The following is a 26,842-nucleotide window of genomic DNA, read 5'->3' as shown; positions in this document are numbered from 1 at the left end:
CCCGGCAGCCGCTCACTTTCTTTGCTTCGCCAAAGAAAGTAAGCAAAGAAAGGCGACCGCGATTCGCCGCCCCTTCGGGGTTCCCGTTGGCGCCGCACTCAAATCGGGAAGGGAAACAAACTCGCTGCGCTCAGACAAGTTTCCCTTCTTTATCCGATTTGAGCACGTCACCAACGGCGACTCATAAGCGGAATTCTTCTTCGGCTCGCTTCGCATTGCCTTGGGTGGCTTGCCTTCGGCATCGTGATTGCCATCTCTCATCGCTTTTTTTAGTGATAGCGGAGAACGAGGACCGCGGCTCCACCTTTGTCCCCTGGCGATGCGCAGCGAGCCAGTCTGGAAGTCCGCTTGCGAGTAGCCGGTGGCGGCAGGTGCAAATCGGATAAAGAGGGGAAACTTGTCTGAGCGCAGCGAGTTTGTTTCCCCTCCCGATTTGTGCCTGCCGACGCCGGGGACCCCGAAGGGGCTACGAACCAGCGGTCGCTTCTTTTGCTTACTTTTCTTGGCGAGACAAGAAAAGTGAGTAGCTGCCGGGCTACCCCCGGCGAAGGGTTGATCGAAGAAAGAACAGCATTCATCAACGCTCAGCGGGCAAGTCGGGACAAATAATCCAAGCCATCGCGCTCAGCGATTAACCAGCTCCTGCACCTCATCCCAAGTCGCCGCATAAGCCCCCGCCCGCGCCGCCGACAATGCCGCCGCAGCAGCAGCACACTGCAAATGCTGAATCACCGGCGCGTCCGCCTGACGCAAAATACTCGCAATCCACCCACCCATCGACGCGTCGCCGCAGCCAACGGTATCGATCACCTCAACCCGATAAGCCGGCTGGTCGATAATGCTTTCCCCTTTTATCCACGACAAACCATCAGCTCCGCGCGTGAACAAAATCTCCGCTTGCGGCGCCAAAGCCTTCAACGTCGCCAACGGTTGCGCATCGCCAGGGAATAATTTCTCCAGATCTTCATCCGACACCTTCACGTAATGCGACAACGCCAACAGCTTGCGCATCAGCACGTGATAGCCGGGCTGATCCATCAGCTTGCGCCAGTTCGGATCGAAGGCGATGCGCTTGCCGCGCTGGGCGCCTTCGGTGGCGATCGCCAGCAGACGCGATGCCAGCGGTTCGCGCGTCAGGCTGATGCAGCCAAAGTGCAATACACGCGCCTCATCCATCCAGCCGGAAGGCAATTTCGCCGGATCGAAATGCAAGTCAGCGCTGTCGTCGCCGACGAAGAAATAATTGGGCGGCGTGGTCGAGGTCACCATCGCCAGCAGCGGTGATTTGTCGACCTGCTGCAGGTAGCGCATGTCGAGGCCGGCTTCCTGCGTGAGCACGCGCAACTCTTCGCCGAACACATCGCTGCTGACGCTGCCGGCATAACCGGTCGCAACGCCCAGGCGGGCGCCGACGCGCGCGACGTTCCAGCAGGCGCCGCCGGGCAGGGCGCGCCACTCGCCGCCGGGTTGGCGGATGAAGTCGGTCAGGGCTTCGCCGAAGACGACGAATTCAATGGGATGGGGCATGAGTGTCTCCGTAATGCTGATGCTGAAATTGTTGTTCTGGTGCTGCCTGAAATTCAGTCCTGCAACGCAAACTGCGCGCAGTACTCGTCGGTGACGAGGCCGGTCAGCCAGCCGCCGCGCAAGGCGCCGCGCACTGCTTCGGCTTTCTTGCGACCGCCGGCCAGCGCAATCACCGGCTTGGCCGGCGGTGAACTGAGCGGTGGTGTGGTGATGCGCGCGGCCAGGGGCGAATGCAGCATGTTGCCGGCGGCGTCGAAGGCGTGGCAGATCAGTTCGCCGACGGCGCCCTGTTTTTGCAGCTGCGCCACTTCGTCGTCGTCGATGAAGCCGTCTTCATGCATCGCGCCTTGCAGCGCAATCGTGCCGATGCCGAGGAAGGTGACGTCGGCGCGTTGCGCCAGGCCGGTGACGATCTGATAGGCGCGATGGTTGCACCACTGCTTGCGATCGGCTTCATTCTCCGCCACGCGCGGCGCCGGCAAAAGATAAAAGCGGCTTTGCATTTTTTCAGCGGCGAGCAGGGCGACGTCGTAGCGGTTGGCCGAACCGTCGGAAGCGAACGCGCCGATCATGGAGACGATCTGATGTTGCGGCCGCTCCATGTCGGTTATTTTCTCGATCGCGGCCTTGAGCGTGCGGCCAGAGCCGACGTTGACGATCAATGGCTCTTCCTGCCGCAGGTATTGCTCCATCAGCTCGGCGCCGGCCACCGCCAGCATCTGCTGCACACCTTGTGCATCATCCTCGACGGCCGCGCCGGCGTTGCTCGGCACCACCCGGCAAACTTCCAGTCCGTAGCGTTGTTGCAGACCTTGCGCCAACTCGAGGCAGGATGAAATGGGATGGGTGATCTGCACCTTGACCAGGTTCGACGCGCCGGCGTAAGCCACCATGCGCTGCGCCATCTGGCGCGAGATGCCGAGGCGCTCGGCAATTTCATTCTGGGTGTTGCCGGCGACGTAATACATCCACGCGGCGCGCGCCGCCAGGTCGAGTTTGGATGAGCTGGATGACATCGGTTTTCCTTGTTGTGAACCTGCCGTTCCCCTTGTACATCACCTTGTGTACTGCGGCGGTTGATCCGGCATTGTACGGACTTTGGTCACGTGTTTTGGCAGCAGGTCAGGCAGCCATTATTATCAAGATTGAACATTTGCTCAACAAAAAAGCAAATGCTTGACAATCTTTCGTCAATGTTTGATTATTTGCTCGCAAACAGATTTTTTGCTCAGAAAATTACATCGAGGCGAGGAGGGCGGCAACGCTAATCCTCAGCCCGTACACACTGGAGACAAGCATGAAACTTCGCGCCCCCGCACGTCCTTTGGCACGTCTTGCCGCTGCCATCGCAATCCTCGGCACCGCCGGTTTTGCCTTCGCAGAACCCGTCACAATCAACATCGCGTCCATCAACAACCCCGACATGATCGAACTGCAAAAGCTGTCGCCGCAGTTCGAAAAAGCCAATCCCGACATCAAGCTGCGCTGGGTCACGATGGAAGAGAGCGTGCTGCGTCAACGCCTGACCACCGACATCGCCACCAACAGCGGCCAGTTCGATCTGATGACCATCGGCGCGTATGAAGCGCCGATCTGGGCCAAGAAAGGCTGGCTGGCGCCGATGACCGGCCTGCCCGCCGACTACGACGAAGCCGACCTGATCAAGACCGTGCGCGAAGGCCTGACCAGCGACGGCAAGCTGTATGCGCTGCCGTTCTACGCGGAAAGCTCGATGACCTATTACCGCAAGGACCTGTTCGCGCAAAAGAATCTGAAGATGCCCGAGAAACCGACTTGGGAAGAGATCGGCAAGCTGGCTGCGCAACTGCATGATCCGGCCAAGGGCGTCTACGGCATCTGCCTGCGCGGACGTGCCGGCTGGGGTGAAAACATGGCGCTGGTCGGTACCATGGTCAATGCTTACGGCGGCCGCTGGTTCGATGAAAAATGGCAGCCGCAGCTCGATACGCCGGAATGGAAGCAGGCCGTCAATTTCTACGTCGACCTGATGCGCAAATCCGGTCCGCCGGGCGCCAGCTCCAACGGCTTCAATGAAAACCTGGTGCTGTTCTCGGGCGGCAAGTGCGGCATGTGGGTAGACGCCACCGTTGCCGCCGGCATGCTGTACCACGGCAAGGATTCCAAGGTCTCCGACAAGGTCGCATTCGCACCGGCGCCGATGGCAACCACCGACAAGGGTTCGCATTGGTTGTGGATCTGGTCGCTGGCCGTGCCGAAGTCGTCCAAGTCGCAGGACGCCGCCAAGAAGTTTGCCGCGTGGGCGACTTCCAAGGACTACATCAAGCTGGTCGCCAAGGATAGCGGCTGGGCATTGGTGCCGCCGGGTACACGCACCTCGACTTACGCTTCCGCCGAGTACAAGAAGGCTTCACCGTTCTCCGACTTCGTCCTCGACGCGATCCAGAAGGCCGACGCCAACAATCCGACTGTCAAGCCGGTGCCTTACACCGGCATCCAGTTCGCGACGATTCCGGAGTTCCAGTCCATCGGCACCATCACCGGCCAGGCGATTGCCGGTGCGCTGGCGGGCAAGGGCACTGCCGACGCTGCGCTGAAGACGGCGCAGGCGCAGACCGTGCGCATGATGAAGCAGGGGCGTTACATCAAGTAATTCCGCGCGTACTCCTGTGCGTTCGCCCGGCCTGACGCCGGGCGGCGCATGACACTGCTCTGCCGATTTACGCCGGAACGTCGCAACATGACGCCGGCCCGAACCTGATTGCATCGAGGCCGCCATGTCGTCGATATCGAATACTTCTCCCATGCCTTCCAAAGCCAGCGCTGCACTCTCACCGACACAGAAATCCCGCCGCGGCAAACGCGCGGGCGAACGCTTCCTGCCGATCCGCCTGCTGCAGACGCCGGCGGTGGCCTTGCTGTTCTTGTGGATGATCGTGCCGCTGGCGATGACGGTGTACTTCTCCTTCAATCGCTACAACCTGATGTCGCCGGACCAGACCGGTTTCGTGGGACTGGAAAACTACCAGTTCCTGTTGGAGGATCCCGCCTTCTGGCCGTCGATCGGCAACACCGCCTTGCTGATCGGTTCGGTGTTGGGCATCAGCGTGATCGGCGGCACCTTGCTGGCGGTGCTCTTTGATCAACCGTTCCGCGGTCGCGGCATCGCGCGGCTGCTGGTGATCGGACCATTCTTCGTGATGCCGACAGTGGCCGCACTGATCTGGAAGAACATGATCATGCATCCGGTCTACGGCATGCTGGCCTTCGTCATGCGCCACCTCGGCATGGAGCCGATCGACTGGCTCGCCGAATACCCGATGCTGTCGGTGATCATCATCGTCTCGTGGCAATGGATCCCGTTCGCCTTCCTGATCCTGCTGACCGCGCTGCAGTCGCTGGACGTCGACCAGAAGGAGGCTGCACAGCTGGATGGCGCCGGACCGATCCGGATCTTCTTCTATATCGTGCTGCCGCATCTGAAGCGCGCGATCACCGTGGTGATCATGATCGAAACCATTTTCCTGCTGTCGGTATTCGCGGAAATCTTCACCACCACGGCGGGCGGTCCCGGTACCGAAACCACCAATCTGACCTACCTTGTGTACTCGATCGGCTTGCAGCAATTCGACATCGGCATCGCGTCGGCGGGCGGCATCTTCGCCGTGGTGCTGGCCAACATCGTCTCGTTCTTCCTGGTGCGCATGCTGGCGAAGAACTTGAAAGGAGCGAACGAAAAATGAACGATCAAAAAAAGAGTCCGCTCTGGGTCGGTCTGCTGGCATGGACCTGCGCCGTCATCCTGTTCTTCCCGATTTTCTGGGTCGCCGTGACGGCGTTCAAGACCGAGCACCAGGCCTACATGCCGAGCCTGATTTTCATGCCGACGCTGGATACCTTCCGCGAAGTCTTCGAACGCAGCAACTACCTGGCCTTCGTCAAGAACTCCATGATCGTGTCGCTGGGATCGACCTTGCTGTCGCTGCTGATTGCGGTGCCGGCGGCGTATTCGATGGCCTTCTTCCCGACCGGCCGCACGCAGAAGCTGCTGCTGTGGATGCTGTCGACCAAGATGATGCCGGCCGTCGGCGTGCTGGTGCCGATCTACCTGTTGGCCAAGAACAGCGGCATGCTCGATTCGGTGACCGGCCTGACGCTGATTTACACGCTGATCAACCTGCCGATTGCAGTGTGGATGGCGTTCACCTATTTCAACGACGTGCCGAAGGAGATTCTTGAGGCCGCGCGCATCGACGGCGCCAACGCCTGGCAAGAGATGCTTTACCTGCTGTTGCCGACCGCCATGCCGGGACTGGCGTCGACCGCGCTGCTGCTGATCATCCTGTCCTGGAACGAGGCGTTCTGGAGCCTCAACCTGACCAGCGTCGACGCTGCCCCGCTGACGGTGTTCATCGCCTCCTACTCCAATCCGGAAGGGCTGTTCTGGGCCAAGCTGTCGGCTGCCTCGCTGCTGGCGATTGCACCCATCATGGCGCTCGGCTGGCTGGCGCAAAAGCAACTGGTGCGCGGCCTGACCTTCGGCGCCGTGAAGTAAATGAAAGGAAACATGAAGCCGGAAATCACCCACCTGGTCTGCGACTGCGACGGCGTGCTGCTAGACAGCGAGAGCATTGCGTTGCGCGTGCTGCACGAACATCTGCTGCCGCTGCTGAAGAATCCTGCCGACGGCGACAAGCTGCATCACGCGATTGCTTCCCGTCTCGGCATGTTTACCGAATTGCTGCTCGATGAACTCGACGTCGAGTTCGGCTTCGGCCTCAATGTCGCGCAATACGCCGGGATCAATACCGCCGTCGGCATTGCCTGCGGCGACGAAGTCCAATTGGTGCCGGGCATTGCCGAAGCGTTGCAAAAAATCGCTTTGCCCAAGGCGGTCGCCAGCAACAGCAGCACCGACCGCATCGTCAGGGGTTTGCAGCGCTGCGGCCTGCTCGCCCTGTTCGACGGTCACATCCACAGCGCGCATGACGTCGGCCGTCCCAAGCCGGCGCCGCATGTCTATCTCGCCGCCGCAGCCGGTTATGGCGTGGCGCCGCAGCACTGCGTCGCAGTCGACGACAGCGTGACCGGCGTGCGCGCCGCCAGCAGCGCGGGCATGCATGTGCTCGGCTTCACCGGTGTGGCGCATGACCGCCACGGCATGCGCCAGAAGCTGCTCGACGCCGGCGCCGAACTGGTATTTGAAGACATGCAGGAATTGCCTGCGCTGATCGCGGCCTTGTTGGCCGAACGCGCTGCATAAGCAAAAAACCACGAAACAAGGAGATCATCATGGCAGCCGTCACCATCCGCAACCTCGCCAAGCGCTACGACGACAACGAAGTGATGCGCGACATCAATCTCGACATCGACGACGGCGAGTTCGTCGTCTTCGTCGGTCCCTCCGGCTGTGGCAAATCGACGCTGCTGCGCATGATCGCTGGCCTTGAAGACATCAGCGCCGGCGAACTCAACATCGGCGAGCGTCGCATGAATGACGTCCCGGCCGCCAAGCGCGGCATCGCCATGGTATTCCAGTCGTATGCGCTGTATCCGCACATGACGCTGTACGACAACATGGCCTTCGGCCTCAAGATCGCGGGCAAGTCCAAGGCCGAGATCGACAGCGCCGTGCAGCACGCCGCCAAGATCCTGCACATCGATCATCTGCTTGATCGCAAGCCGCGCGCCTTGTCCGGCGGCCAGCGCCAGCGCGTCGCCATCGGCCGTGCGATCACGCGCCAGCCCAGCGTGTTCCTGTTCGACGAGCCCTTGTCGAATCTCGATGCAGCCTTGCGCGTGAAGATGCGGCTGGAATTCTCCAAGCTGCATGACGATCTCAAGACCACCATGATCTATGTCACGCACGACCAGATCGAAGCCATGACGCTGGCTGACAAAATTGTCGTGCTGTCGGAAGGACGGATCGAGCAGGTCGGCACGCCGCAGCAGCTGTATCACCATCCGGCGAATCGTTTCGTGGCGGGCTTCATCGGTTCGCCCAAGATGAATTTCATCAACGGCGTCATCGCCGAGGTCGGTGCGGACGGCGCGCTGGTGGACGTGGCGGGCGGTGGGCGTCAGCTGGCGGCGGTCGAAGCCGGCACCCTCAAGGTCGGCGACAAGGTGACGCTGGGCATCCGTCCAGAGCATCTGACGATCGTCAATGAACAGCCGATGCTGCAGGCGCGTTACACCGCGCTGGAATTGCTGGGCGATTTCTCCTATCTGTACGCCGCCAGCGATGCTGCCGAAGAGTCGCTGATCCTGCGCGTGCCGGACAGCTTGCAGATCGCCTCCCGCAGCATCATCGGGGTCGGCGCCGAGGCGCACCGCTGCCATCTGTTCCGTGAGGACGGCAGCGCCGTGCAGCGCCTGTTGCGCGATCCGGCGATGGCGGTACATTGAAAAGCAAGCGAGAACATGATGACGAACCGTGATTCAAAAAACGACCTGATCTGGCTGCATATCGGCGCCGGATCGTTTCACCGCGCCCACCAGGCGGTCTACCTGCATCGCCTGCGTGAGCGCGGCAACGACGATGATCGCCGCTGGCAACTGGCACTGGGCAATATCCGCGCTGACATGGCGCCCCTGCTGAAAGAGCTGGAGCAAAGCGAAGGCCGCTACACGCTGGAAACGGTGACGCCGCAGGGCCAGCGTGCGTATGAAACCATTCGCGCCATCCGCGACATCGTGCCTTGGGATGCCCAGCTGAAAAGTCTGGTCAGGACAGGCGCCGAGCCGCGCACGCGCGTGATCTCGTTTACCGTGACCGAAGGCGGCTACTACCTCGACCACGAGCATTTGCTGGACGTGCACAATCCGGATCTGGCAGCCGACATCAATGGCGACCGCCGCACCATCTACGGTGCCGTGACGGCGATCCTGCAAGCGCGCCAGGACGGCAACGCCGGCGGCGTGACGCTGCTCAACTGCGACAACCTGCGCCACAACGGCGAACGCTTCTTCGGCGGTCTGCAGCAATTCCTGGCCTTGCGTGGTCATCACCAGTTGCTGGAATGGGTGCGCGCCAACGTCGCCAGTCCCAATTCCATGGTGGATCGCATCACGCCGCGTCCGACCGAGGCCGTGCGGCAGCGCGTGAAGGAGGCCACGGGCGTCGACGATCCGTGCGCGCTGATGGCCGAGTCGTTCATCCAGTGGGTGATCGAGGATGATTTCAAGGCCGGTCGTCCGGCGCTGGAAAAAGTCGGCGTCGAAATGGTGGCGTCGGTACTGCCTTACGAAGAAGCCAAGATCCGCATCCTCAACGCCAGCCACAGTTGCATCGCCTGGGCCGGCACCATGATTGGTCTCGACTACATCCACGAAGGTACGGTGCATGAAGACATCCGCCGCATGGCTTACGACTACATCACGCAAGACGTGATTCCGTGCCTGACGCCGAGCCCGCTGGACCTCGAAGCGTATCGCGACACTACCTTGGCGCGTTTTGCCAATCCCGCGATCCAGGACACCAACCAACGGGTGGCGGCGGACGGCTTCTCGAAGATTCCCGGCTTCATTAGGCCGACCATTTCCGACAGCCTGGCGCGTGGCCATCAGCCGCGCGCCACGGCGCAGGTGGCGGCGCTGTTTTTCGCCTTCCTGCAGCGCTGGCGGCGCGGCGAGCTGGCGTATGAATACCAGGACGGCGTGTTCGATCCGGCGGCGGTCCGCACGATGCTGGAAAGTGCCGATCCGGTGCGCGCCTATTGCAATGATCCTTTGCTCTGGGGCGAACTGGCCGGGAGCATTCAGCTTGAGAGGCTGTTGCGCGAAGGGATAGTCAGTGTCAATGCCTGGCTCGCCACCTCGACTAAAATGCCCGCTTGAGACGGACAACAATCAAAAGACAGGGAGCACCATGTATCTGGGGATAGACCTTGGTACGTCGGAAGTCAAAGCGGTCGTCATCGATGCCGAAGGAAAGCTGCTCGCGCTGGCCGGCTCGCCGCTGGCCGTGTCGCGTCCGCATCCGCGCTGGTCGGAGCAGGATCCGCAGCACTGGTGGCAGGCTGCTTGCGACGCCGTCGCGAGCCTGCGCGCGCAGTTGGGAGAAGAACGTTTCGCCGGCATTCGCGCCATCGGTCTGTCCGGGCAGATGCACGGCGCGGTCCTGCTGGATGCGCAAGACCGCGTGTTGCGTCCGGCCATCCTGTGGAGCGATTCGCGCAGTACCGATGAATGCGCCGAATTGACCCGGCGCTGGAGCGAGTCCGGCGACCTGCATCAGCTCGCCGGCAATTTGGCGATGCCGGGATTCACTGCGCCCAAACTGCTGTGGGTGGCGCGCCACGAGCCGCAACTTTTCGCTGAAGTCGCCTGTGTGCTGTTGCCCAAGGATTGGTTGCGATTGCAGATGACCGGACGCAAGATCTCCGATCCGTCCGACGCCGCCGGCACGCTCTGGCTCGATGTGGCGCGGCGCGACTGGTCGGATGCCTTGCTGGCCGCAGGCGGCATGCATCGGGGACAGATGCCGGATCTGGCCGATGGCAGCGCCGCCGCGGGTTTCCTGCTGCCGGAAGTGGCGCGGGCCTGGGGACTGGCGGATGACGTGGTGGTGGCGGGCGGTGCCGGCGACGGCGCAGCGAGTGCGGTCGGCATCGGCGCAGTGCGACCGGGCGATGGTTTCCTGTCGCTCGGCACCTCGGGCGTGCTGTTCGTGGTCAATGACAAATTCCGTCCCAATCCGGCGCGCGCGATTCACGCGTTTTGCCATACCTTGCCGCAGCGCTGGCACCAGATGAGCGTGATGCTGTCGGCGGCGAGTTGCCTGCGCTGGTTCTGCCGCCTGTGCAGCGTCGACGAGAAGACGCTGCTGCAGGAAGTCGCCGCGCTCGATGACGACGCCTTGGCCAATGCGCCGCTGTTCTTGCCCTACCTGTCCGGAGAACGGACACCGCACAACGATCCGTATGCGCTCGGCGTATTCCACGGCCTCTCGCACGAACACCAGCGCGCCGCACTGGCCTATGCGGTGCTGGAAGGCGTGAGTTTCGGCATGGTCGACGGCCTCGACGCCTTGCGCGCCGCCGGCACCGATGTGCGCCAGTTGTCGCTGGTCGGCGGCGGTGCACGCAGCGCTTACTGGGCGCAGTTGCTCAGCGACGCGCTCGACGTACGCATCGTTACCCACGTCGGCAGCGAAGCCGGCGGCGCCCTGGGGGCTGCCCGGCTGGCCTGGCTGGCCGACGGCGGCAGTGAAGACGTGGTGTGTCGCAAGCCGCCGCAACAGGATTGCTACGAACCGCGGCCGGCGCGTCACGCGCAGTTGCAGCCGCGCTTGCAGCGTTATCGGGATATCTACCAGCCGTGGCAAGCGTTGCCCTCAAGCTCTGCATGAACCTTGCACTGCGGCAAATGAGGGCGGACTTTTTTCATTAAAAAGACACTCGCTTGACTTGCCGCAGGCCTTGTCTGATGATCCCCTGAACAGGCCGGAATCCATTCCAATGCCTCGGGGGATCTGCATGAAACCTTACGCACGCTGCGGCGCGCTTGCGCGTCGGCTGTCCCTGCTTGCCCTCCTCAGCGGCCCGCTCTGGCCGGGCGTTGCCGGCGCCGACGTGGTCACCATCGTCAACATCGCCACCACCAATAACCCCGACATGCTGGTCTTGCAGCGTCTGTCGTCGGTGTTTGAAAAAGCCAATCCCGATATCAGGCTCAACTGGCACATCATGGAAGAAGGCGTGTTGCGTGAGCGTGTGACGACCGACATCACCACCAGCGGCGGGCAGTTCGACCTGATGACCATCGGCCTGATGTCGACGCCGCTGTGGGCCGAGCAGGAATGGCTGGTGCCGATGAGCGATCTGCCGCCGGGCTATGATGTCGACGACTTGCTCAAGCCGGTGCGCGACGGCCTGAGCAGCAAGGGCAAGTTGTATGCGTTGCCGTTCTATGCGGAAAGCTCGATGACCTATTACCGCAAGGACCTGTTCGCACAAAAGAAGCTGGTCATGCCGATCCGGCCGAGCTGGGAAGAGATCGCGACCTTTGCCTCCCAGCTGCATGATCCGGCCGGCGGCGTGGCCGGAATTTGTCTGCGCGGGCGTCCCGGCTGGGGGGAGAACATGGCCCTGATCGGCACCATGGTCAATGCCTACGGCGGCCGCTGGTTCGACGAGCAATGGCAACCGCAGCTCGACACGCCTGAGTGGGCGCAGGCGGTCGGCCAGTACGTCGACCTGCTGCGTAAATACGGCCCGGCCGATGCGGTGCAGAACGGTTACAACGAAAACCTGGCGTTGTTCGCAGCCGGTAAGTGCGCCATGTGGATCGACGCCACCGTTGCGGCAGGTACGCTGTATCACGGCAAGAATTCCAAGGTGTTTGACAAGACCGCTTTCGTGGCGGCACCGACGGCGACCACGGCAAAGGGCGCGCAATGGTTGTGGGTGTGGGCGCTGGCGGTGCCTCATTCGTCGAAATCGAAGGAGGCGGCAAAGAAATTTGCCGTGTGGGCTACCTCGAAAGAGTACATCCAGCTGGTTGCAGAACGGGATGGGTGGGGATTGGCGCCGCCCGGCACGCGCAAGTCGACCTATGCGTCGGCCGGTTACCAGCAGGCCTCGCCCTATGCGGATTTCGTCTTCGACGCGATCCAGAGCGCCGACCCGGCCAACTCCACGCTCAAACCGGTTCCTTACGTGGGTATCCAGCTTGTGACGATTCCTGAGTTTCCGAGCATCGGCACCTTTACCGGCCAGGCCATCGCGCGTGCGCTGGCAGGTCGGAGCAGCGTGGAGACCGCGTTGAAGACGTCGCAGACCATCACGACGCGTCTGATGCAGCAAGGCCGCTACATCAAGTACTGAAGCGGCTGCAGCGAGCATGAAAAAAAGGCAGGCGGAGAAAACTCCGACTGCCTTTTCTTTTATCGCAGCTTCACGCTGCCGGAAGGTTTATTGGTGCTGGAACTTGAACACCGAGATGGCCTGCAACAAGCGGCCGGTCTGTTCTTCCAGGCTACCCGCGGCGGCGGCGGCCTGTTCCACCAGCGCGGCGTTCTGCTGCGTGCTTTCATCCATGTCGGTGACGGCCTGATGCACTTGCGTGATGCCGGCGCTCTGCTGCTGCGTGGCGACGGTGATCTCGGTCATGATGCCGGTCACGCGCTTGACCGACTCGACGATCTCGGTCATGGTGCTGCGGGCGTCGTCGACCAGACGGTTGCCGATGTCGACCTTTTCCACCGAGTCTTCGATCAGCGTCTTGATTTCCTTGGCGGCGCCGGCCGAGCGCTGCGCCAGGCTGCGTACTTCGGAAGCCACGACTGCGAAGCCTCTGCCTTGTTCACCGGCGCGCGCCGCTTCGACGGCGGCGTTCAGCGCCAGGATGTTGGTCTGGAAGGCGATGCTGTCGATCAGGCTGATGATGTCGACGATCTTCTTCGACGACGCGCTGATCTCGCTCATGGTGCTGCCGGTCTTGGCGACGACGTCGCCGCCTTTGACCGCAATCGCCGAGGCCGATGCCGCCAGCTGGTTGGCCTGCAACGCGCTGTCGGCGTTCTGGCGTACGGTGACGGCCAGCTGTTCCATGCTTGACGCGGTCTCTTCGAGGTTGGAGGCCTGCGACTCGGTGCGATGCGACAAGTCCATGTTGCCGGTGGCGATCTCGCGCGTGGCGCCGTTGATCGACTCGACGTTGGAGCGCACGTCGCCGATGATGGCGGTGAGGTTGATGTTCATCTGGCGCAGGGCGCGCAGCAGGCGGCCGATTTCATCGTGGCGATCGGATTCGGCGCGATTCGACAAGTCGCCGCCGGTGATCGCGTAAGTGGCCAGCAACGCCGCCTGGATCGGGCGCACCAGGGCGCTGTGCAGCGCGTACCAGATGTAGAGCGTGATCAGCATGGTGGCGATGCAGATGCCGGTGTTGAGCATGCTGTGATCGTTGAAGAAGCTCACGCTCGCGGCCACCAGTTGCAGGCCCAGCAGCGTGATCATGGACAGGTTGATGCGGGTGTTGAGCTGGATCTTGCCGAGCTTGGCGATCCAGCCCTTGAGGCCGGTCCTGACGACGTTGCCCTGCTCGATCGCAATGCCTTTGGCCTTGCCCTTGCGGATGTCGGCGTAGAGCTTTTCGGCGCCGGCGACGTCCTGGGGCGATGGCTTGGTGCGTACCGACATGTAGCCGATGACCTGGCCTTTTTCACGCACCGGGGTGATGTTGGCGAGCACCCAGTAGTGATCGCCGCTCTTGCGGCGATTCTTGACCAGGCCGGTCCAGGGGATGCCCTTCTTGACGGTTTTCCACATGTCGGCGAAAGCTTCCGCCGGCATGTCGGGGTGGCGCACGATGTTCTGCGGCGCGCCCATCAATTCTTCTTCGTGGAATCCGCTGACTTCGATGAAGTAGGGATTGACGTAGGTAATGTTGCCCTTCAGATCGGTTTTGGAGACGATCGATTTGCCGTCTTGTAATTCATACCCGGCATTGGTGACCGGCAGGTTCATGCGCATCTTTTTCCCCGTGACAGCTGCATTGTGGTGGTTTTACTTGCTTTTTCGGCAAGTATTACCTTGCGCTGTCGTTGCTCTCTGGAGCAGGTGCTTCTTCGCGCGGGGGCTTGCCAAAGACTGCAGTGTAAGTTGGGTAAAAAGAGCAATACATGACCACGGTCAATATTATCGACAATGGCAGCAAAATAAATACGATCACCGTCATGTTGTTGAACAGCAATGCAACGATGGTGCTGATGGTGGCCGGCAGCAGCACGCCGATCACCAGCCAGGCCAGGCCGTAGACGGTGAACGCCTTGGCGGCGCGGCGCACGGCGAAGAAGCTGTAGAACAGCGCCTTGCCCAGCGGCATGTTGTGCCAGGCGATCAGCGGCGCGGCAAACCAGAACGCCATCGCCGCAGGAATATATGCCAGCGCGGCCACGATCATGGCCAGGCGCAAGTTGCTGCCTTCGATGTCCTTGGGATCCAGGCCGGGCCCGGTCATGGCTTTCCAGAAAGCGCCGCCGTCGATCAGCGTCGACAGCGCGACGGCAGCGAACGCCGCCAGCAGATACAGCACGCCCAGCGCCAGCAGCTTACGCAGGGCCGGCGAGCGGAAGCCGACCAGCAGCAAGCTAGGATAGACGCGTTTGCCTTCCTCGATCTGGCGGCAGGCTTGCATGAATGACATCGCGAACACCGGCACCAGGATCAGCGGCAGCAACTGGCCGATGACGGGCAGGATGCCCAGCGCCAGCATCAGGAACATGTAGCTCAGAAACAGCGTCGATACTTCAGCAGGTTGTTTGCGGAACAGCGCCAGGCCTTCCTTGACCCAGAGCCAGCCGGTTTTTGCAGGCAGTTTTTCCATATCAGTCATTTGGTCCGGGCAGCGGCGGGATGGCGCCGTTCACGCGCTGGCGCAGGATGCGTTCGAAGTGCGTGGGATCGTGCGGCGTCAGCATTTCGGCGGCGCGCGGGAGGTAGAAATCATACAGGCGCGACAGCCAGAAGCGCAGCGCAGCGGCGCGCAGCATCGCGCCCCAGGCTTGCTGCTCGGCGGCGCCAAACGGACGCACCGCGTGGTAGGCATCCAGCATGGCTTGCACGCGCGCGAGGTCGAGCACGCCGCTGGCCAGGTCGATGCACCAGTCGTTGACGGTGACGGCCAGGTCGAACAGCCAGGTGTCGCAGCCTGCAAAATAGAAATCGAAGAAACCGGTCAGGCGCGTGCCGACGAACATGGCGTTGTCGCGGAACAGGTCGGCGTGCACCGGACCGTTGGGCAACTGTGCGTAAATATCGGAGGCGGCGAAGTCTTCCTGGAATTGCATTTCCGCGCGCAGTACCTGTTGTGTTTCGGCGTTCAGGTAAGGCAGTACCACCGGCGCGGTTTCGCGTCGCCACGGCAAGCCGCGCAGATTCGGCTGGCGGATGCCGAAGTCCTGCGCCGCCAGATGCATTTTTGCCAGCATTGCGCCGACTTCGGCGCAATGCACCGGCTCCGGCTTCGGCTGGTAGGCGCCTTCCAGCTTGGTGACGATCGACGCCGGCTTGCCGTTGAGGGCATTGATGATGCTGCCGCTCTTGTTGGGGATAGGCGCCGGCACCAGCACGTCGCGCTGGGCCAGATGGCGCATCAGTTCGAGATAGAACGGCAGTTGTTCGAAACTCAGTTTTTCAAACAGCGTCAGGACGTACTCGCCGCTTTCGGTCGTGATGAAGAAATTGCTGTTCTCGATACCGGAAGAAATGCCTTTGACGGCCAGCGCTTTGCCGAGAGAAAACTGGGTGATCCAGCCTGAGAGGTCGTCAAGGCTGACCGGAGTAAAAACTGCCATGTGCGGGAATGATGAAGAACGATGAAAAATCCGGACGGGATGCCGTCCGGAGAGAATGAATACAAATTACTTGCTGGCGTCGCCGGCTTCGCCTTCTTTGGCTTTCTTCTTGCCGCCCCAGTCGAATTCCTTGATCTGCCATTGGGCGCCGCTCGGCGGGCCGCTTTGGACATCGCCCGGCGTCGAGCCGCCGAGTTGCTGTGTCGGCTTCAGGTAATACGTGCTCGGACCGGATTTGACTTTGACTTCCTTGGTCTGGCCGTGGTCGCGACGCTCGGTAATGCTGTTGCCGCTGCCTTGCTCTTCGCCCGGCTTCTTGATGGTCACGGCAGGTGGTTCGCCTTCTTCCAGGGTTTGCAGCTCAGGCGGCGGCGGGGCCGGCTTGTCCGAAATTGCCTGGGCGTGCGCCAACGACGACAAGGACAGCGTCAGCAGGGAGAAGCAAAGCGATACAGCGGACACGGCGGACCGGCTTCTGGTAATCATGGGGAACTCGCAATCTGGACAGGTTGACAGTAGGTGTTCATTGTAACAAACGAATCAGGGGAGCCCGCATCCTTGCGAATGTGCTCCGCCATCTAGATGGGGGCATGTTGCCGGGACTCAACCGGTTTTCTGGTCTGGTTTGCGGTTATTTGTGGCCCGCTCCGGCCTTGCGGGCAGTTTCCTGCACGATTTTCCAGGCGTCGCCACGGCGGACCAGCACCAGCGTCTTTGCGCTGGTTTCTGCAAGCTGGTCGGAGAGGTAATTCTGCGTGAATGTGACAGTCGCTTCGCTGTTGTCGCCGTTCATGGCGATGCGCGGCGCGATGATCTCGATGGCGATGCGTTTGCGGCTGTTGATGCGCGCCCGCCGCTGTGCCGCCCAGTCGCTGCGGCTTTCTCCGTTGGGTGAGCGGAAGTCCTCGGCGTAATAACCAAGATAGGCGTCGACATCCTTGCGGCTCCATGCTGCGGCCCAATCGCGGATTGCAGCGAGTACGGCGGCTTGTTCCGGCGCTGCGGTGACGGCAGCGGCAGCGGCAGGGGGAGCGGCCGTCACCGCATTTGCCGGGCGCGCCGCCGCCGGGCGTTTCAGGTCCGCCAGCGCCTGCCGCGCCGGCGCATAGTCCTGCGCCGCAGCGCGCGCATACCATTGCAGCGCCGCCGTTTCATCGGTGCGCACGCCATAGCCGTTCTGATGCATTTTGCCGAGGCTGTATTGCGCCAGCGGCAGGCCTTGGGCGGCGGCCTTTTCGAACCAGGACAAGGCCACGCGGAAATTCTGCGCGACGCCGTCGCCATTCAGATAGATCGCACCGAGATTGGCCTGTGCCAGCGAGTTGCCCTGCTGTGCCGATTTGTTCAGCCACTCGATCGCCAGTGCGGCGCTCTTGGGCACGCCGTCGCCGAGAAGATAGCTGGTGCCGAGGCTGAATTGCGCATTGGCGTGACCCTGGTTGGCGGCCTTTTGCAGCCATAGTGCCGCCGCCGCCGGATCCCGCGGCACACCGCTGCCGCTGCCGTACATCTGCGCCAGCGTATATTGGGATTCGGCGTCGCCGGCTGCGGCAGCGTCGGCGACTTTCGCCACGGCCGGCGACAGTGCGCCGGCGCTGGCGCCGGTCGATTGGGCCCGGGCAAGCGAACCTGTCTGCATCGCGGCAAATGCAAGCAGGCAGCACAGCAGGTATTTGGTGATCATGAGTGGTCCGGTCGAAGAGGAGAAGAGCAACAGGCAACGAGGGCTTGCGCGGAACAGGCTTCGACGGACACGGAGGAAATTTGTTCGGCGTCGCATTGATTATGCGACGATTACAGCGGAGTTGTAGAAAAATTACTGCATGCCATTCATAAAAAACGCCGACCGGCAAACTTGTTGCGGATCGGCGTTTTTGGTGAGGCGATTGAATTACAGATACATGCCGGTCTGGCGTTCGGTGTCTTCCGGATCGGCCGGTTTCTTTTGGCGCGCATCGTAGAACTTCTGCACCGCCACCACGACTTCAGCAGGATCGTCGATCACCTGCAGCAGGTCGAGATCTTTTGCGGAAATCATGCCGTCGTCGACCAGGCGCGTGCGGATCCATTCCATCAGGCCCGCCCAGAATTTGCTGCCGACCAGGATCACCGGCATCAGGCGCGATTTGCCGGTCTGCATCAGGGTCAGCGCTTCGGTCAGTTCATCGAGCGTGCCGAAGCCGCCCGGCAGCACCACGTAGGCATCGGCGTATTTGACGAAGGCGACCTTGCGCGCGAAGAAATGGCGGAACGACAGCGAGATGTCCTGCCAGCCGTTGCCGTGCTGTTCATGCGGCAGTTCGATGTTGAGACCGACCGACGGCGAGGCGCCGTCGAAGGCGCCCTTGTTGGCCGCTTCCATGATGCCCGGGCCGCCGCCCGAGATCACCGCAAAGCCGGCGTCCGACAGGCGCCGGGCGATGTCGATGCACAAGGCATAATGCGGATCGTCCGGTTTTGTGCGGGCGGAACCGAAGATGGAAACCGCCGGGCGCAGCTCGGACAGGCGCTCGGTGGACTCGATAAATTCTGCCATAATCGTGAGTACATGCCATGACTCGCGCGCCTTCTTGGCGGTGGCGCGCTCGATGTCATCCACTTCCCGCAGTCGCGGGACATTTTTTCCTCTAAGTTCCATATGCAAAAAACCTTGTTGTTAGTTGATGGTTCCAGTTACCTCTATCGTGCATTCCATGCTCTGCCCGACATGCGTAACGCGGAAGGCGCGCCGACCGGTGCGTTGTACGGCATCATCAATATGTTGCGCCGACTGCGTAATGATTATCCTGCAAGTTACATCGCTTGTATATTCGACGCCAAGGGCAAGACCTTCCGCGATGACTTGTACGCCGAGTACAAGGCTACACGCAAATCGATGCCGGAAGACCTGGCGTTGCAAATTGAGCCGATCCACGCTGCCGTGCGCGCGTTGGGCTGGCCCATCCTGATGGTCGAAGGCATCGAAGCCGACGACGTTATCGGCACGCTGGGCTTGCGCGCCGCCGAAGAAGGACTCAAGACCATCGTCTCCACCGGCGACAAGGACATGGCGCAACTGGTCAACGACCACGTCACGCTGGTCAACACCATGAGCAACGAAACCATGGACCGCGCCGGTGTGATCGGCAAATTCGGCGTGCCGCCGGAGCGCATCGTCGACTATCTCAGCTTGATCGGCGACACCGTCGACAACGTGCCCGGCGTTGAAAAGTGCGGCCCCAAAACCGCCGTCAAATGGCTCACTCAATACGACTCGCTCGACGGCGTCATCGCCAACGCCGACAAGATCACCGGCGTGGTCGGCGAGAACCTGCGCAAGGCCTTGCCGTGGCTGCCGCAGGCGCGTGTGCTGGTGACCATCAAGACCGACTGCGACCTGTCGGCGCACATGGGCACCATCCTCGATTCGCTGACAGTGCAACCGAACGACAATGACGTGCTGCGTGAACTGTTCACCCGCTACAATTTCCGCACCTGGCTGCGCGAACTTGATGCAGCTTCAGCTTCAGCCTCCGGCGCCGATGCTGCGTCCAAATCGACAGCGGCGTCTCCCGCAACCGGCTCAGCCGATGCTGCCGGCGGTCCCGCGCAAGTCGGCCTGTTCGATGCCAGCGCAACCATCGTCAAGGAATACGAAACCGTCCTGACCGAAGCGCAACTGGATGCCTGGATCGCGACGATCAATGCCGCAACGCTCACCGCAGTGGACACCGAGACCACCTCGCTGGTTCCCATGCAGGCGCAACTGGTCGGCATTTCGCTGTGCTGCGAAGCGGGACGTGCGGCTTATATTCCGGTCGCGCACAACTACCAGGACATGCCGGCGCAGCTGCCGCGCGAACTGGTGCTGGCCAAGCTCAAGCCCTGGCTGGAAGACGACAGCAAGCCCAAGCTCGGGCAGAACCTCAAATACGACAGCCACATCTTCGCCAACCAGGGCATCCAGCTACGCGGCATCGTGCACGACACGCTGCTGGAATCCTATGTGTTCGAATCGCACCGCACGCACGACATGGACAGCCTGGCGCTGCGTCATCTGAACCGCACCACGATCAGCTACACCGACGTCTGCGGCAAGGGCGCGTCGCAGATCTGTTTCGACCAGGTCGAGATCGGTCGTGCCACCGAATATGCGGCGGAAGACGCCGACGTCACGCTGGCGCTGCACCAGGCCATGTGGCCGCAGGTCGAGAACGACGCCAAGCTGCGCTACATCTACGAAAAGATCGAGGTGCCAACCTCGGTCGTGCTGCAAAAGATCGAACGCAACGGCGTGCTGGTCGACGCCGCCATCCTCGCCACGCAATCGAATGAGCTCGGCAAGCGCATGCTCGAGATCGAGCAGCAAGCGTATGAACTCGCCGGCCAGCCGTTCAACCTGAATTCGCCCAAGCAGCTCGGTGAAATTCTGTTCGAGAAACTGCAATTGCCGGTGGTGAAAAAGACGCCGTCCGGTACGCCGTCCACCGATGAAGAAGTGCTGGCGAAACTGGCCGAGGACTATCCGCTGCCGAAGATCCTGCTCGACTATCGCGGCCTGTCGAAACTGAAGTCGACCTACACCGACAAGCTGCCCAAGATGGTCGATCCGACCACCGGTCGCGTGCACACCAACTATGCGCAAGCCGTGGCCGTCACCGGACGGTTGGCGTCCAACGATCCCAACCTGCAAAACATCCCGATCCGCACCGCCGAAGGCCGTCGCATCCGCGAGGCCTTTATCGCGCCGCCGGGCAGCACTATCGTGTCGGCCGACTATTCGCAGATCGAGTTGCGCATCATGGCGCACATCTCGGGGGATGCGAACATGCTCAAGGCCTTTGCAGACGGCGAAGACATTCACCGCGCCACCGCTTCCGAAATTTTCGGCGTCGGCCTCGGCGATGTCACCAGCGAACAGCGCCGCTACGCCAAGGTCATCAACTTCGGCCTGATCTACGGCATGAGCGCCTTCGGCCTGGCCGGCAATCTGGGCATCGAGCGCGCTGCTGCGGCGATGTACATCGACAAGTATTTCCAGCGTTTCTCCAGCGTCAAGCAATACATGGACGACACGCGCCTCGAAGCCAAGTCGCAGGGCTATGTCGAAACCGTGTTCGGCCGCCGCCTGTGGCTGCCCGAGATCAACTCGCCCAACGGCCCGCGCCGGCAGGGCGCCGAACGGGCGGCGATCAATGCGCCGATGCAGGGCACCGCAGCGGATTTGATCAAGCTGGCGATGATTGCCGTGCAGGGCTGGATCGAGCAGGATGGTTTGCAATCCAAGTTGATCATGCAGGTGCACGATGAACTGGTCATGGAAGTGCCCGATGCCGAGCTGGCGCTGGTGCGTGAAAAACTGCCGGAACTGATGAAAAATGTTGCGGAGCTCAAGGTGCCGCTGATCGCCGAAGTAGGAACAGGCAAAAACTGGGACCAAGCCCACTAACGGGCCGTTGACGCTACTGCGCGGCCCAAGCTTCGGCCTGCGGTGCTCGACGTACTTGCGTACGACTCCGCTCCTCGGCCAAATCTTGGGCCGCTCGCTACGCGTCAACGACCCGTTAGCGTGCGGAGATGTTCTTCATGACACATGAATTTATATTGATGCACGACAACGCAGATTGATGCAAAATGCATTTTCGGAAGCAGGGGCACACTTGCTGAAAATACAAGATAAAAACGAATAACGATAAAGTTGCAAAAACGGCATCGCCCGATGCTGTTTGAGACCCAATACAAATGCAGTAGAGACACGAAGCTGTTGCGGTGAAGTTGGCTGTTGCGTCGACGGAAACACAGGCATAGGCAAGACGACGGATTCGGCGGACATTCGCGGGCGACCGCTTCTCGGACAAGCAGAAACGAGGAGGCGTAAATGGTTGCAGGGATGAAGGTGGGGTCACGGCTGGGGCTGGGGTTCGCGTGGGTGGTGTTGCTGCTGATCGCAGTGACGGCGTTCGGTCTGTACAACATGGACCAGATGCAGCGCCGGTTCCTCGACGTGGTCGAGGTCAACAATCCGGAGACCAAGCTGGTCAATGAAATGATGGGCACCGTTTCGGAACGCTCCATCTCGCTGCGCAACCTGATGCTGCAAGGCGGCTCCGACGACATCGAAAAAGAAGCCGCCTACATCAAGGCGCAGACGCAGAAATACCAGAGCTCCGAGCAGAAGCTGCGCAGCATGTTCGACAAGGATGCCGGTGCGGTCGCCGAGAAAAAGGCGGCCATCCAGAAGATCAAGGCGCAAGGCGACATCGCGCACAAGCTGATCGACCAGGCCGTCGACCTTGGTCTCAAGCGCGAAGCCTATGAGCTGGCGCAATTCCTCAAGGACGAATACCTGCCGGTGCAAAAGAAATGGCAGACCGAGTTGTCCGCACTGGTGACGATCGAAGACCGCCTCAACGCCGACGCCTCGCAAGCCAGCACCAGCGCCTACACCGCGGCACGCTGGCTGATGCTGGTCACCAGTGCCGTCGGTATCATCACCGCGTTGATCGCAGCGGCATGGATCACGCGCAACCTGCTCAAGAAACTCGGCGGCGAGCCTGACTACGCGGTGTCTATCGCCGGCCAGATCGCCGACGGCGACCTCGCCGTGCACATCGAAACCAAACCGGGCGACAAGGACAGCCTGCTGATGGCGATGAAGGGCATGCGCGACAAGCTGGCCGCCATCGTCACGCAGGTGCGCGTCGGTTCCGAAACCATCAGCACCGCTTCCACCGAAATCGCGCGCGGCAATCTCGACCTGTCGTCGCGCACCGAACAGCAGGCCGGCTCGCTCGAAGAAACCGCCTCGTCGATGGAACAACTCAATTCCACCGTCAAGCAGAACGCCGAAAATGCGCAGCAGGCCAACCAGCTCGCCGTCGCCGCCTCCGACGTCGCAGTACAGGGCGGCAGCATCGTGTCGCAGGTGGTGCAAACCATGAGCTCGATCAACGCCTCGTCGCAAAAAGTGGTCGACATCATCAGCGTGATCGACGGCATCGCCTTCCAGACCAACATTCTGGCATTGAACGCCGCAGTAGAAGCGGCGCGCGCCGGCGAGCAGGGCCGCGGTTTCGCCGTGGTGGCGTCGGAAGTACGCAGCCTGGCCCAGCGCTCGGCCAGCGCCGCCAAGGAAATCAAGGTGCTCATCGGCGATTCGGTCGGCAAGGTCGAGAACGGCAGCAAGCTGGTCGAGCAGGCCGGCGTGACGATGAACAACATCGTCACCAGCATTCGCCGCGTCACCGACGTCATGTCCGAGATCACCAGCGCCAACAGCGAGCAGAGCAGCGGTATCGAGCAGGTCAATGAAGCGATCATCCAGATCGATGACATGACCCAGCAGAACGCCGCGCTGGTCGAGCAGGCTGCGGCTGCGGCGCAGTCTTTGCAAGACCAGGCCGCCAACCTGACTGCACTGGTCAGCGTGTTCAAGCTGGACGGTCGTCAGCTGAGTGCGCCATCGCCGACGCTGACGCAACGGACCATCGACATCACGCCGATGCATCCGGAGCTGCCGGGAGCGATGGCGGCATAGTATTCGTTGCGCACGTTGCCGGCCTTTGTATCTTGTAGAATGCTCTGCGGTAGTTCCAGTTAACCCTTTAGCCAAGACGCCAGCTAACACGGCCTGCCTGCCTTCACTGCCAGGCAGGCCGTGTTTTTGTCTCAGCCGGTTTCATCCCTTTTTGCGCACGTCCGACTCCTGGAGAATCTCATGAACGATCTGAAGAACGATGTAGACAGCCTGGTGGGCACGACCGGCCTGCTCGACGCCGGCAATCGCCGCACTTTCATCAAGACCGCGCTGGGCACCGGCTTCGCCGCCGCCGTGCTGCCGGTCTGCGCGCAGACCATGATCAAGACCGACACCGTCGGGCTGACCGCCGGCGAAGTCAGCGTGACCGTCAACGGCCAGAAAGTGCCGGCGTATCGCGCACAGCCGGAAGGCAAAACCAACTTGCCGGTGATCCTTGTGATCTCCGAAATCTTCGGCGTGCATGAGCACATCGCCGACATCGCACGCCGCTTCGCCAAGCTCGGCTACCTGGCGATCGCACCGGACTTCTTCGTGCGCCAGGGCAATCCGGCGGCGTATCCGACCATCGCCGAACTGAACAAGGAGATCATCTCCAAGGTGCCCGACGAGCAAGTGTTCGGCGACCTCGACGCTTACGTTGCGTGGGCCGGCCAGAACGGCGGCAATCCGGACAAGATCGGCATCAACGGCTTTTGCTGGGGCGGCCGCATCGTCTGGCTGTACAGCGCGCGCAATCCGAAGATCAAGGCCGGCGCCGCATGGTACGGCCGTATCGTCGGCGAGAAGTCGGCGCTGCAGCCGCAGCATCCTATCGATATCGCGCCGACGCTGAAGGCGCCGGTGCTCGGCCTGTACGGCGGCAAGGACGGCGGCATTCCGGTGGCGACCGTGGAGCAGATGAAGGAAGCGCTGGCCAAGACCGGCAACAAGTCGGAGTTCGTGGTGTTCCCGAATTCGGGCCACGCCTTCAACGCCGACTATCGTCCGAGCTATGTCGAGGCGGATGCCAAGGAAGGCTGGAAGCGCGCGGTCGAATGGTTCAAGTCGCACGGCGTGGTCTGATCTATATATAGCTAGTGCGAGCCCGCGCCAGTTTTTGGGGACGCCCGCACTGATTTGGATCAACTGCTTGCACTGAGGACGGATTTTTCCGTCCTCTTTTTATTTGTCCGGCAACAAAAAGCGTGCATCCCTTGCCTGTTGGGCATGGCACGCAGATTGCTAGTTTGAAGATTGAGTAGAAGCGGCTAGCCGTCGATCCAAATACCATCGACTGTGGGGCATTGCTCGTGACGCCATCGGAATGAACCGGTGGCACCTGTGAATTTATAGGACACGAGAAATGCTGCGACCATCTCCGCACTCATGCTGCTCAAGCCATATTTCCTTCGCCGCTCTCTGCGGCAATTCCTTTTCTCCTGACTATGTTGCACGCTGTGCTGCGCCGTTGCTTCCTCACGGAGGTCCGCGATGACGACCGTGCGCGACGCTTTCATGACGGCGGCGCAAGCCGCTGCACCGCTGAACCTGCGCGTGGCGGCCATCCGTGAAGATGGCCGCGATATCCGTGTCTTCGACCTCTCTGCCGACGATGCGCGCCGCCTGCCGGCGTGGACGCCCGGCGCGCATGTCAAGCTGTCGCTGCCCGGCGGGCTGGAGCGTTGCTATTCCCTGTGCAACACGCCCGGTGAGGACGGCTTCTATCGCATCGCGGTCAAACGCGAAGCGGCATCGCGCGGCGGCTCGGCCTGGCTGCACGAACAAGCGGGCGTCGGCACGCAACTGAGCGCCGGCGCGCCGGTCAACGCCTTTCCTTTGCACGACAGTGAACATGCCGTCGCGCTGTTTGCGGCCGGCATCGGCATCACGCCGATCTACGCCATGGCAACCGACTTGCTGCATCGCGGACGCGCCGCACAATTGCACTATTTCGCGCGCAGCGTGGAGCACGCGGTCTTTCTCTCCCCGTTGTCGCAGCCGGCCATGGCCGGGCATTGCCATTTCAGTTTCGGTCTGAATGCGGACGAAGTCGGTGGCGTCGTTGCCGCCAGGCTGACCGTGTTGCCACGCACAACCCCTTTGTATATCTGCGGTCCGGCGCCCTTCATTGCGCAGGTGCGCGAGCAGGCTGCGCAACTTGGCTGGCGCGACGCCGACGTGCACTTCGAACTGTTCGCCGCCACGACACCGGCAAGCGATGCGCCCACAACGCAAGACCGCGTATTCGAACTCGTGCTGCAACGTTCTGGCGTGCGCTGCATGGTGCAGCCGGGACAAAGCATCGTTGCTGCCGCCGCGGCAGCCGGGGTGGCGATCGGCACCTCGTGCGGCGAAGGTTTTTGCGGCAGCTGCCAGACCGGTGTGCTGGAAGGCGTGCCCGATCATCGCGACAGCGTACTGACGGAAAAAGAACGCGCGGGCAACCAATGCCTGATGCCCTGCGTATCGCGCTGTCGCAGCGAACGCCTGGTGCTGGATATCTGATTTTCGATTAAGTACAACAACCCACCTGAAAGGAAGGCCATGAGCAAGCGAACATCCCTCATCCGCATTGCCGCAGCAATGATAGGCGCACTGGCGTTGCAGGCAGCAGCCGGCGTGCAGGCGCAGGAAAAGGTCACCGTCCTGAGTAACTGGTACGCCCAGGCAGAACACGGCGGTTTCTACCAGGCCCTCGCCAAGGGCATCTACAAGAAGTACGGCATGGACGTCACCATCAAGATGGGCGGGCCGCAAGTCAACAACATGCAAATCCTGGTGGCCGGCCAGGCCGACTTTAGCATGGGCTACGACTTCACCGTATTGAAAGGCATCGAGCAGGGCTTGCCGCTGGTGACGGTCGGCACCTCTTTTCAATCCGATCTGCAAGGCATGATGACGCACGCCGACGTGCCCAATCTCGGCGCGCTGAAGGACAAGACGATTCTCGTGGCCGGCTCCGGACAATCGAGCTGGTGGCCGTGGCTGAAAGCCAAGTACGGCTACACCGACGCGCAGTCGAAGGCTTACACCTTCAACCTGCAACCGTTCTTCGCCGATCCGAACACCGTACAGCAGGCCTACCCGTCGTCGGAATTGTTCCAGGCCGAGAAGTCCGGCGCCAAGGCCAACTTCTTCCTGTTTGCGCAAGAGGGCTATCCGCCTTACGGCACCACCATCATCACGCTGCAAAAGATGGTGGCGACCAAACCTGATCTGGTGAAGCGCTTCGTCAAGGCCACCGCCGAAGGCTGGAAGAGCTATCTGGAAGATCCGTCCGCGGGTAACGCGCTGATCAAGAAAGACAACAAGGAAATGGGCGACGAGCAACTGGCTTACGCGCTCAAAAAGCTCAAGGAATTGAAAGTCGTCACCGGCGGCGACGCCGCCAGGCAAGGCATCGGCATCATGACGGATGAACGCTGGAAGAAGACCTACGACACCATGGTCGCCACCGGTTTGCTGAAGGCCGACGTCGATTGGCACAAGGCGTACACCACGCAGTTCGTCAAAGACATGCATGTGATGCCTTGATG

Annotated in this window: 22 protein-coding genes; 14 read left to right on the top strand and 8 right to left on the bottom strand. The window is 61.5% G+C overall.

Annotation, left to right across the window (positions count from 1 at the left end; genetic code table 11):
• Window positions 1-624: 624 nt before the first annotated feature.
• Both E4P32_RS17930 and E4P32_RS17925 read right to left on the bottom strand, forming a co-directional pair.
• Window positions 625-1,527, bottom strand: coding sequence for a carbohydrate kinase (locus E4P32_RS17930; RefSeq protein ID WP_116436570.1), 903 nt, complete (start codon window positions 1,525-1,527; stop codon window positions 625-627).
• 53 nt (window positions 1,528-1,580) lie between these two features.
• Window positions 1,581-2,543, bottom strand: a complete 963-nt coding sequence (locus E4P32_RS17925; RefSeq protein ID WP_116436569.1) for a sugar-binding transcriptional regulator — start codon at window positions 2,541-2,543, stop codon at window positions 1,581-1,583.
• On the opposite strand from E4P32_RS17925, the gene E4P32_RS24145 reads away from it, so the two are divergent.
• The 9 genes from E4P32_RS24145 (at window position 2,537) to E4P32_RS17885 (ending at window position 12,335) form a co-directional block, all read left to right on the top strand.
• Complete coding sequence (locus E4P32_RS24145) at window positions 2,537-2,707, top strand: hypothetical protein (protein ID WP_158559760.1); 171 nt, start codon at window positions 2,537-2,539, stop codon at window positions 2,705-2,707. The two genes, E4P32_RS17925 and E4P32_RS24145, sit on opposite strands and share 7 nt — an antisense overlap.
• A gap of 243 nt (window positions 2,708-2,950) precedes the next feature.
• Complete coding sequence (locus E4P32_RS17920; protein ID WP_233526780.1) at window positions 2,951-4,159, top strand: sugar ABC transporter substrate-binding protein; 1,209 nt, start codon at window positions 2,951-2,953, stop codon at window positions 4,157-4,159.
• 124 nt (window positions 4,160-4,283) lie between these two features.
• Window positions 4,284-5,249: a sugar ABC transporter permease gene (locus tag E4P32_RS17915; RefSeq protein WP_116436567.1), complete on the top strand. Its 966-nt coding sequence runs from the start codon at window positions 4,284-4,286 to the stop codon at window positions 5,247-5,249.
• Entirely contained in the window at window positions 5,246-6,061 is an 816-nt protein-coding gene (locus E4P32_RS17910) for a carbohydrate ABC transporter permease (RefSeq protein ID WP_116436566.1), read from the top strand. Before E4P32_RS17915 ends, E4P32_RS17910 begins: the two co-directional genes overlap by 4 nt.
• A gap of 12 nt (window positions 6,062-6,073) precedes the next feature.
• Complete coding sequence (locus E4P32_RS17905; protein ID WP_116436565.1) at window positions 6,074-6,769, top strand: HAD-IA family hydrolase; 696 nt, start codon at window positions 6,074-6,076, stop codon at window positions 6,767-6,769.
• Between the two features lie 29 nt (window positions 6,770-6,798).
• Complete coding sequence (ugpC, locus tag E4P32_RS17900) at window positions 6,799-7,914, top strand: sn-glycerol-3-phosphate ABC transporter ATP-binding protein UgpC (protein WP_116436564.1); 1,116 nt, start codon at window positions 6,799-6,801, stop codon at window positions 7,912-7,914.
• Window positions 7,915-7,932: 18 nt separating this feature from the next.
• A complete protein-coding gene (gene dalD / locus E4P32_RS17895; protein WP_199525703.1) occupies window positions 7,933-9,345 on the top strand; it encodes a D-arabinitol 4-dehydrogenase in 1,413 nt (470 codons plus the stop codon).
• Window positions 9,346-9,376: 31 nt separating this feature from the next.
• Window positions 9,377-10,858 carry a xylulokinase gene (gene xylB, locus E4P32_RS17890; protein WP_116436562.1) on the top strand — a complete coding sequence of 494 codons (1,482 nt, stop codon included), beginning with the start codon at window positions 9,377-9,379 and terminating at the stop codon, window positions 10,856-10,858.
• A gap of 127 nt (window positions 10,859-10,985) precedes the next feature.
• Window positions 10,986-12,335, top strand: a complete 1,350-nt coding sequence (locus E4P32_RS17885) for a sugar ABC transporter substrate-binding protein (protein ID WP_116436561.1) — start codon at window positions 10,986-10,988, stop codon at window positions 12,333-12,335.
• A gap of 87 nt (window positions 12,336-12,422) precedes the next feature.
• On the opposite strand, the gene E4P32_RS17880 is transcribed toward E4P32_RS17885, so the two are convergent.
• From E4P32_RS17880 to E4P32_RS17855, 6 genes are all read right to left on the bottom strand, one after another.
• Window positions 12,423-13,985 carry a PAS domain-containing methyl-accepting chemotaxis protein gene (locus E4P32_RS17880; RefSeq protein WP_116436560.1) on the bottom strand — a complete coding sequence of 521 codons (1,563 nt, stop codon included), beginning with the start codon at window positions 13,983-13,985 and terminating at the stop codon, window positions 12,423-12,425.
• Between the two features lie 55 nt (window positions 13,986-14,040).
• Window positions 14,041-14,838 (bottom strand): BPSS1780 family membrane protein, encoded by a 798-nt coding sequence (locus E4P32_RS17875; RefSeq protein WP_116436559.1) that lies wholly within the window; start codon window positions 14,836-14,838, stop codon window positions 14,041-14,043.
• A gap of 1 nt (window position 14,839) precedes the next feature.
• Window positions 14,840-15,808 carry a homoserine kinase gene (locus E4P32_RS17870; protein ID WP_116436558.1) on the bottom strand — a complete coding sequence of 323 codons (969 nt, stop codon included), beginning with the start codon at window positions 15,806-15,808 and terminating at the stop codon, window positions 14,840-14,842.
• A 66-nt stretch (window positions 15,809-15,874) separates the two neighbouring features.
• Window positions 15,875-16,294, bottom strand: coding sequence for a DUF2782 domain-containing protein (locus tag E4P32_RS17865; protein ID WP_116436557.1), 420 nt, complete (start codon window positions 16,292-16,294; stop codon window positions 15,875-15,877).
• Between the two features lie 145 nt (window positions 16,295-16,439).
• On the bottom strand, window positions 16,440-17,492 hold the full coding sequence (locus tag E4P32_RS17860) for a nuclear transport factor 2 family protein (RefSeq protein ID WP_158559759.1): 1,053 nt from the start codon (window positions 17,490-17,492) through the stop codon (window positions 16,440-16,442).
• A gap of 207 nt (window positions 17,493-17,699) precedes the next feature.
• On the bottom strand, window positions 17,700-18,446 hold the full coding sequence (locus tag E4P32_RS17855) for a TIGR00730 family Rossman fold protein (RefSeq protein WP_116436555.1): 747 nt from the start codon (window positions 18,444-18,446) through the stop codon (window positions 17,700-17,702).
• Between E4P32_RS17855 and polA the strand changes: the two genes are divergently transcribed.
• The 5 genes from polA to E4P32_RS17830 all read left to right on the top strand — a co-directional run bounded on the left by polA (window position 18,447) and on the right by E4P32_RS17830 (window position 26,840).
• Window positions 18,447-21,236: a DNA polymerase I gene (polA, locus tag E4P32_RS17850; protein ID WP_116436554.1), complete on the top strand. Its 2,790-nt coding sequence runs from the start codon at window positions 18,447-18,449 to the stop codon at window positions 21,234-21,236.
• A gap of 429 nt (window positions 21,237-21,665) precedes the next feature.
• Complete coding sequence (locus E4P32_RS17845; protein ID WP_116436553.1) at window positions 21,666-23,324, top strand: methyl-accepting chemotaxis protein; 1,659 nt, start codon at window positions 21,666-21,668, stop codon at window positions 23,322-23,324.
• Window positions 23,325-23,504: 180 nt separating this feature from the next.
• Window positions 23,505-24,389 (top strand): dienelactone hydrolase family protein, encoded by an 885-nt coding sequence (locus E4P32_RS17840; RefSeq protein ID WP_116436552.1) that lies wholly within the window; start codon window positions 23,505-23,507, stop codon window positions 24,387-24,389.
• 408 nt (window positions 24,390-24,797) lie between these two features.
• On the top strand, window positions 24,798-25,811 hold the full coding sequence (locus E4P32_RS17835; RefSeq protein ID WP_116436551.1) for a PDR/VanB family oxidoreductase: 1,014 nt from the start codon (window positions 24,798-24,800) through the stop codon (window positions 25,809-25,811).
• Window positions 25,812-25,850: 39 nt separating this feature from the next.
• Window positions 25,851-26,840: an ABC transporter substrate-binding protein gene (locus E4P32_RS17830; RefSeq protein ID WP_116436550.1), complete on the top strand. Its 990-nt coding sequence runs from the start codon at window positions 25,851-25,853 to the stop codon at window positions 26,838-26,840.
• Window positions 26,841-26,842 lie beyond the last annotated feature (2 nt).

The organism is Herbaspirillum sp. 3R11 (genome assembly GCF_004563925.1).
Classification (GTDB): domain Bacteria; phylum Pseudomonadota; class Gammaproteobacteria; order Burkholderiales; family Burkholderiaceae_D; genus Herbaspirillum.
The sequence above is the reverse complement of the archived record's forward strand: the minus strand, read 5'-3'. Positions and strand labels throughout refer to the sequence as shown.

Bases quoted from the DNA above. Each gene is read 5' to 3' on its own strand.
- E4P32_RS17840 (WP_116436552.1), top strand. From the start codon at position 23,505: ATGAACGATCTGAAGAACGATGTAGACAGCCTGGTGGGCACGACCGGC.
- E4P32_RS17930 (WP_116436570.1), bottom strand. From the start codon at position 1,527: ATGCCCCATCCCATTGAATTCGTCGTCTTCGGCGAAGCCCTGACCGAC.
- E4P32_RS17870 (WP_116436558.1), bottom strand. From the start codon at position 15,808: ATGGCAGTTTTTACTCCGGTCAGCCTTGACGACCTCTCAGGCTGGATC.
- polA (WP_116436554.1), top strand. From the start codon at position 18,447: ATGCAAAAAACCTTGTTGTTAGTTGATGGTTCCAGTTACCTCTATCGT.
- E4P32_RS17865 (WP_116436557.1), bottom strand. From the start codon at position 16,294: ATGATTACCAGAAGCCGGTCCGCCGTGTCCGCTGTATCGCTTTGCTTC.
- E4P32_RS17920 (WP_233526780.1), top strand. From the start codon at position 2,951: ATGATCGAACTGCAAAAGCTGTCGCCGCAGTTCGAAAAAGCCAATCCC.
- E4P32_RS17915 (WP_116436567.1), top strand. From the start codon at position 4,284: ATGTCGTCGATATCGAATACTTCTCCCATGCCTTCCAAAGCCAGCGCT.
- E4P32_RS17835 (WP_116436551.1), top strand. From the start codon at position 24,798: ATGACGACCGTGCGCGACGCTTTCATGACGGCGGCGCAAGCCGCTGCA.
- dalD (WP_199525703.1), top strand. From the start codon at position 7,933: ATGACGAACCGTGATTCAAAAAACGACCTGATCTGGCTGCATATCGGC.
- E4P32_RS17910 (WP_116436566.1), top strand. From the start codon at position 5,246: ATGAACGATCAAAAAAAGAGTCCGCTCTGGGTCGGTCTGCTGGCATGG.
- E4P32_RS17925 (WP_116436569.1), bottom strand. From the start codon at position 2,543: ATGTCATCCAGCTCATCCAAACTCGACCTGGCGGCGCGCGCCGCGTGG.
- E4P32_RS17875 (WP_116436559.1), bottom strand. From the start codon at position 14,838: ATGGAAAAACTGCCTGCAAAAACCGGCTGGCTCTGGGTCAAGGAAGGC.
- E4P32_RS24145 (WP_158559760.1), top strand. From the start codon at position 2,537: ATGACATCGGTTTTCCTTGTTGTGAACCTGCCGTTCCCCTTGTACATC.
- E4P32_RS17830 (WP_116436550.1), top strand. From the start codon at position 25,851: ATGAGCAAGCGAACATCCCTCATCCGCATTGCCGCAGCAATGATAGGC.
- xylB (WP_116436562.1), top strand. From the start codon at position 9,377: ATGTATCTGGGGATAGACCTTGGTACGTCGGAAGTCAAAGCGGTCGTC.
- E4P32_RS17860 (WP_158559759.1), bottom strand. From the start codon at position 17,492: ATGATCACCAAATACCTGCTGTGCTGCCTGCTTGCATTTGCCGCGATG.
- E4P32_RS17905 (WP_116436565.1), top strand. From the start codon at position 6,074: ATGAAGCCGGAAATCACCCACCTGGTCTGCGACTGCGACGGCGTGCTG.
- E4P32_RS17845 (WP_116436553.1), top strand. From the start codon at position 21,666: ATGGTTGCAGGGATGAAGGTGGGGTCACGGCTGGGGCTGGGGTTCGCG.
- E4P32_RS17880 (WP_116436560.1), bottom strand. From the start codon at position 13,985: ATGCGCATGAACCTGCCGGTCACCAATGCCGGGTATGAATTACAAGAC.
- E4P32_RS17885 (WP_116436561.1), top strand. From the start codon at position 10,986: ATGAAACCTTACGCACGCTGCGGCGCGCTTGCGCGTCGGCTGTCCCTG.
- ugpC (WP_116436564.1), top strand. From the start codon at position 6,799: ATGGCAGCCGTCACCATCCGCAACCTCGCCAAGCGCTACGACGACAAC.
- E4P32_RS17855 (WP_116436555.1), bottom strand. From the start codon at position 18,446: ATGGAACTTAGAGGAAAAAATGTCCCGCGACTGCGGGAAGTGGATGAC.